Origin of the sequence: Dactylosporangium sp. NPDC049525, assembly GCF_040676755.1 — a bacterium.
Taxonomy (GTDB): Bacteria; Actinomycetota; Actinomycetes; order Mycobacteriales; family Micromonosporaceae; genus Dactylosporangium.
On sequence record NZ_JBFAPO010000140.1, the window covers coordinates 1 to 4,453 of the forward strand.

A 4,453-nucleotide genomic window follows, 5' to 3' on the forward strand; every position below is an offset into this window, starting at 1 on the left:
CCTCCTCGCCGAGGGCATCATCGACCCGGCCAAGGTCACCCGCTCCGCCCTGCAGAACGCCGCCTCCATCGCGGCACTCTTCCTCACCACCGAGGCAGTGGTGGCGGACAAGCCGGAGAAGACCCCGGCGCCGGCGGGTGCGCCCGGCGGCGGCGACATGGACTTCTGAGTCCAGCGCTTCTTCTTCGAAGAGGGGCAGGCCCGTTTCGGGTCTGCCCCTCTTTGCGTCATCCGCAGGTGTCGCGCAGGACCCGCATCGTGTTGTCCCAGCCGAGCCTGCGCAGCTCGGCGTCGGACCAGCCGCGCCCCCGCAGCTCGTCGAACAGCACGGGGTAGGTCGACACATCGTGCAGGCCCGCCGGCAGCACCTCGGTGCCGTCGAAGTCGCCGCCGATCCCGACCGCCCCGATGCCGGCGACGTCGCGGACGTGCTCCACGTGGTCGGCGACGTCCCGCACGCTCGACGGCGGGCACGGGTTGGCCGCGATCCACTCCCGCTGGAGCCGCTCGAACGCCGGCGAGCCGTATTCCTCCGGGATGGCGTCCTCCACCCGGTACAGCTCGTCGCCCCACTGCCGGCAGGCCTCGTTGAGGAAGAACGGCACGAACGTCACCATCACCACCCCGCCGGTGTCACGGACGCGGGCCAGGACGTCGTCGGGGACGTTGCGCGGATGGTCACACAGCGCCCGCGCGGAGGAGTGCGAGAAGAACGCCGGCGCCGTGGAGACGTCCAGCGCCGCATGCATCGTGCTCGGCGCGACGTGCGACAGGTCGGCCATCATGCCGAGGCGGTTGAGCTCGCGGACCACCTCCACGCCGAACGCCGACAGGCCGCCGACGTTGGGAACATCGGTCGCGCTGTCCGCCCAGGCGGTGTTCTTGCCATGGGTGAGGGTGAGGTACCGCACGCCCAGCCGGTACAAGCTGCGCAGCACGCCGAGCGAGTCGTCCAGGCAGTGCCCGCCCTCGGCGCCCAGCAGCGACGCGATCCGTCCGCTGTCGGCGATCCGCTGGACGTCGCCGGCGGTGGTCGCGAGGGCCAGGTCGCCGGGATTCGCCTCGATCAGCCGGTGGACCAGGTCGATCTGTTCGAGCACCTTGACCGTGGCGGCCGACTGGGGACCGCCGCACGGGACGTACACGGACCAGAACTGCGCGCGGACGCCACCGCTTCTGAGCCGGGGGATGTCGGTGTGCAGCTCTGCCGCGCGCATGCGCATGCGCCAGGCCAGGTCGTTGTGGCCGTCGATGACGGGTATCGCACCGCTCATCCCAACGACTGTAGGGATGAAATGCGGGTTTTGCCCGCATCACGTGAAGGGTCCTCATATGGTGGGAGCGGCCTACACGAGGGGGAAGCCATGGGCAAGTCAAAGCAGAACAGCAACTTCGACAGCCGCGGGATGCACCGCAGCGAGGACGACCTCGGCTACCTGGACCCGGACCTTTCCGACGACATGATCATCACTCCGGACGCGGACGTCGCGGGCCAGCCGGCGACCGCCAACACGGCGATCATGCAGGCGAAGAAGCTCCAGCAGGAGCAGCAGACCAGCCTGCAGGACAAGCGCGCCAACCAGCCCGACCGCTGACCTCCGGTTGGTTCCCGGCTTGTCCCGGGTTGGCTCCGGCCTTCGGGTGCGGAGTTCGAGACGGCATCGGCCGCCCGTGGCACGACGGGGGATCACGGGGCGCGCCGGTGCGACGCGTGCGGGGCAGGACTGTGGCGAACCCATGGCCTGCCCTTCATGCGTGTCTACAGCTGCTTCGTGTAGATCCAGAAGATCCGTTCCAGCCGCGCGCCGACCGTCTTCGAGTAGAACGCGACCGGTCCCGCCCAGCCGATCTGCGCCGTGCGATGCCCGTCGGCGAGCTGGTCCGCGAGGCACCGCCGCAGCAACACCCGTCCGACCCCGAGCCCTTCCGCCGCCGGCGCGGTGCCCATCGGGCCGAACCAGCTGGGGCGGTTGGCGCCGTACGCCGCGAAGCCCAGGATCTCGCCGTCCCGCACCGCGACCCAGCAGCCGGCACTGTCGCGGCCCAGCGACTGCGTGACCTCCCAGGCCCAGCCGCCGCCCCAGATCCCGCGCACCCACTCCGGCGTCTCGGGCCCGGCCCGCATCACCTTGACTCCCGCACCGTCCAGCCGTTCCTCGTCGGCCCGCGCCGCCGGACTGGTGCCGGTCAGGTCGGCGGTCATGTTCCAGGCGGTGTCGGTACGTTCGTAGCCGGCCCTCTGTGCGAGGCACACCGCCGGCGTGTACCGCACGTCGATGCCCGGCCAGACGTAGCACGGCGGGTTGCCGCCGATCCGGACCCGCTGCGCACCGAGATCTGCGAGACGCCGCTCCGCCGCCGCCAGCAACGCCCTGCCGATGCCTTCCCGCCGCCGATCGGGTCGCACCGCGAGCAGTTCGACGTGCCCGAGGAGCGGATCGGCGTCGCTGATCGAGCCGAACACCACGCCGGTCGCCGCGCCGTCGGAGTCCAGGCTGGCGAGGCGTACCGTGGCCCGCCCTTCCGGCGGCGCGGCGAGCCGCCGCACCATCGCCCCTGCCTCCCCGGCGTCTTCGGGCAGGTCAAGCGCCCCAGCACACAGCCCAACCACCTCACGGTCACCCAAGCGATCAACGATCATTTGGTAAAGATACCTAACTGTTAGCGCCTTCCTGCGTCTCCCGCCACGGATCTGCGCCGGTTGATCTCGGGTTGGAGCGGGGGCGGCCGGCAGCCTCGGCGGCGGGTCGTGCCGTGGTTGCTGGGTCTTCCGCGGGTTGGTTTGTTCCGAACAACCCGAAGGATCCCCGGTGTCCCGGCACCGGGGATCCTTCGGGTTGTTCGGCGGGCCGCTGGTTGAGCGTGGCGGGCCAGAACCCCAGCCAACGGCGTGGGATTTGAGAGCGCTTCTCGGCACTGCCGTGGAACAGACCGCAGTCCGCGGCGTTGCGACCGTGGTCCCGGTGGGGTTCGGGTGCCGGTCCGAGTGCTTCGGTCAGGGCGGTGGTCTCGGCGAGGGGCCGGGCGCTAGTCCGGGCGGTCGTTCGGGCAGTGGGTCGACGTGCGAGTGGCTGGCGGTGGACCGGTGTCAGGTTGTGGGCCGAGGCGCGCGTGGGGGCAGTGAGGCGAGGTCCGGGTTGGTCGCGTGGGTGAGGCGATTCGCGGTCTGCACCTTGGCCGGTGCGTTCTGAGCGGGCAATCCCCGGCAGTCCAAATGCTGATCACGGCGGCGACTTGGTTGGCAGGCTGAGGTTCGAGCCGCGGCTGGGTGGTGAGCCGAGGTCCGAGCGGCGGCCGGGCAGTGGACCCAAGGGCGGTTGTAGGCCGAGGCCCGACTGATGGCGGTAGGCCGGGACTGGGTGGTGGGGGCAGGCCGAAGTTTGTTGTGGGCGGCATCCCGGTGGTGGGCGGTGTGCCGAAGTCTTTGGTGGGCGGGCGTTTCCGGGTCGTAGGCCGAGGCCCAGGGTGCTGGGTCGCGGTCCCGTTCGTGGGCAGCGGTCGGCGTGGTGGACGGGAGCTTGGGCGTGGGTGGCGTTCAGGTGAGCGGCAGGCCGGGGCGGCGGGTGGACCCGGTGGTGGGGTCTCTGGCCGAGTTCGGAGAGGTGGTCCGGGTTGAAATGGCGGGCTGAGGACGGCGGGTGCGAGGCCGCTGGTGCGGGGGCAGCGGAATCGGCGAGGCGATGGGGCGGAGGTGGCGTCAACGGGGGCGGGGCCAGCGGGTCAGCGGGGGCGGAGTGGAAGCGGTGGAGTCAACGGAGGTGGGCGGCGGAGGCGGGGGCGGCGATGGTGGAGCGGTGGGGGCGGCAGAGGCGGGGCCGCGATGGGGGTCTCTGGCCGAGGTTGGAGAGGTGGTCTGGGTTGAAATGGCGGGCTGAGGACGGCGGGTGCGAGGCCGCCGGTGCGGGGGCAGCGGAATCGGCGAGGCGATGGGGCGGAGGTGGCGTCAACGGGGGCGGGGCCGGCGGAGTCAGCGGGGGCGGGGTCAGCGGGGGGAGCGGCGGAGGCGGAGCGGAAGCGTGGAGTCAGCGGAGGTGGACGGCGAGGGCGGGGCGGCGATGGTGGAGCGGTGAAGGCGGGGGCGGCAGAGGCGGGCCGCGATGGTGGAGCGGTGGAGGTGGGGGCGGCGGAGGTCGTGCGGCGACGGTGGAGCGGTGAGGGTGGAGCGGCGGACGCGACCGCGAGCGGGAGGGCGGGGAGGTGAGGTGGGGCAGCGGAGGCGGAGCGGCGGACGCGACCGCCGGGGCGGCGAGGGCCGGTGTCGGCGGCGGCGGAGCGGCGAGGGCGGGGCGCGCAGACGTGACCACAAAGGCGGGCGGCGAGGGCGGAGGTGGAGGAGCGGAGGTGGACCGGGGAGGGCGGAGCAGCGAAGCGGAGCAGCGGAGGCGGAGCGGCGGACGCGACCGCGGGGCGGTGGGGGCGGTGTCCGCGACGGTGGAGCGGCGAGGGCGGGGCA

3 protein-coding genes and 1 pseudogene are annotated in these 4,453 nt (G+C 72.4%); 2 read left to right on the top strand and 2 right to left on the bottom strand.

Translation table 11 applies throughout. The annotated features are described in order from the left end of the window. Positions 1-169 (top strand): annotated as a pseudogene (groEL, locus tag AB0K00_RS57545) (chaperonin GroEL); the annotation flags it as partial. 58 nt (positions 170-227) lie between these two features. Here the strand turns inward: groEL and AB0K00_RS57550 are convergent. Beyond that, positions 228-1,274, bottom strand: a complete 1,047-nt coding sequence (locus AB0K00_RS57550; RefSeq protein ID WP_363540157.1) for a dipeptidase — start codon at positions 1,272-1,274, stop codon at positions 228-230. A 90-nt stretch (positions 1,275-1,364) separates the two neighbouring features. On the opposite strand from AB0K00_RS57550, the gene AB0K00_RS57555 reads away from it, so the two are divergent. After that, entirely contained in the window at positions 1,365-1,595 is a 231-nt protein-coding gene (locus tag AB0K00_RS57555; protein WP_363540159.1) for a hypothetical protein, read from the top strand. Between the two features lie 164 nt (positions 1,596-1,759). Here AB0K00_RS57555 and AB0K00_RS57560 read toward each other — a convergent pair whose 3' ends face one another. Continuing rightward, the gene (locus tag AB0K00_RS57560) at positions 1,760-2,641 is read right to left on the bottom strand and encodes a GNAT family N-acetyltransferase (protein ID WP_363540161.1); all 882 of its coding nucleotides are present in this window, start codon (positions 2,639-2,641) and stop codon (positions 1,760-1,762) included. Between the last annotated feature and the right edge of the window lie 1,812 nt (positions 2,642-4,453).

What these genes read in the sequence shown, in the direction of transcription:
- AB0K00_RS57560 (WP_363540161.1), bottom strand. Translation starts at nt 2,641, where the DNA reads ATGATCGTTGATCGCTTGGGTGACCGTGAGGTGGTTGGGCTGTGTGCT.
- AB0K00_RS57555 (WP_363540159.1), top strand. Translation starts at nt 1,365, where the DNA reads ATGGGCAAGTCAAAGCAGAACAGCAACTTCGACAGCCGCGGGATGCAC.
- AB0K00_RS57550 (WP_363540157.1), bottom strand. Translation starts at nt 1,274, where the DNA reads ATGAGCGGTGCGATACCCGTCATCGACGGCCACAACGACCTGGCCTGG.